Genomic DNA, 1,273 nt, shown 5'->3' on the forward strand with positions numbered 1-1,273 from the left:
ACCCGAAGCGGAGTGATCTAGCCATGGGCAGGTTGAAGCGGAGGTAAGACTTCGTGGAGGACCGAACCCACCAGGGTTGAAAACCTGGGGGATGACCTGTGGTTAGGGGTGAAAGGCCAATCAAACTCCGTGATAGCTGGTTCTCCCCGAAATGCATTTAGGTGCAGCGTCGTGTGTTTCTTGCCGGAGGTAGAGCACTGGATAGGCGATGGGCCCTACCGGGTTACTGACCTTAGCCAAACTCCGAATGCCGGTAAGTGAGAGCGCGGCAGTGAGACTGTGGGGGATAAGCTCCATGGTCGAGAGGGAAACAGCCCAGAGCATCGACTAAGGCCCCTAAGCGTACGCTAAGTGGGAAAGGATGTGGAGTCGCAGAGACAACCAGGAGGTTGGCTTAGAAGCAGCCACCCTTGAAAGAGTGCGTAATAGCTCACTGGTCTAGTGATTCCGCGCCGACAATGTAGCGGGGCTCAAGCGTACCGCCGAAGTCGTGTCATTGCAGCATGAGCCCCAACGGGCGCTGTGATGGGTAGGGGAGCGTCGTCTGCCGGGTGAAGCAGCCGCGTAAGCGAGTTGTGGACGGTTGACGAGTGAGAATGCAGGCATGAGTAGCGATTCACACGTGGGAAACGTGTGCGCCGATTGACTAAGGGTTCCTGGGTCAAGCTGATCTGCCCAGGGTAAGTCGGGACCTAAGGCGAGGCCGACAGGCGTAGTCGATGGATAACCGGTTGATATTCCGGTACCCGCTGTAGAGCGTCAAGCATTGAATCCAGTGATGCTAAGCCCGTGAAGCCGTCGTGTGCGTCTTCGGACAAGCATGAAGTGGTGGAGCCGGTGGCCCGAGCTGGTAGTAGGTGAGTGATGGGGTGACGCAGGAAGGTAGTCCATCCCGGGCGGTGGTTGTCCCGGGGTAAGGGTGTAGCCCGAGTGGTAGGTAAATCCGCCGCTCATGCAGGGTGAGACCTGATGCCGAGCCGATTGTGGTGAAGTGGATGATCCTATGCTGTCGAGAAAAGCCTCTAGCGAGTTTTATGGCGGCCCGTACCCTAAACCGACTCAGGTGGTCTGGTAGAGAATACCGAGGCGTTCGGGTGAACTATGGTTAAGGAACTCGGCAAAATGCCCCCGTAACTTCGGGAGAAGGGGGGCCATGTCCGGTGAGCCGTTTTACACGGTGAGCTGGGGGTGGCCGCAGAGACCAGCGAGAAGCGACTGTTTACTAAAAACACAGGTCCGTGCGAAGCCGTAAGGCGATGTATACGGACTGACG

1 rRNA gene is annotated in these 1,273 nt (G+C 57.3%); it reads left to right on the forward strand.

What is annotated here, in order from left to right:
* Positions 1 to 1,273: ribosomal RNA gene (locus ACFXAZ_RS39545) — 23S ribosomal RNA — on the forward strand; the annotation flags it as partial.

This window comes from Streptomyces sp. NPDC059477 (assembly GCF_042749375.1).
Taxonomy (GTDB): Bacteria; Actinomycetota; Actinomycetes; order Streptomycetales; family Streptomycetaceae; genus Streptomyces.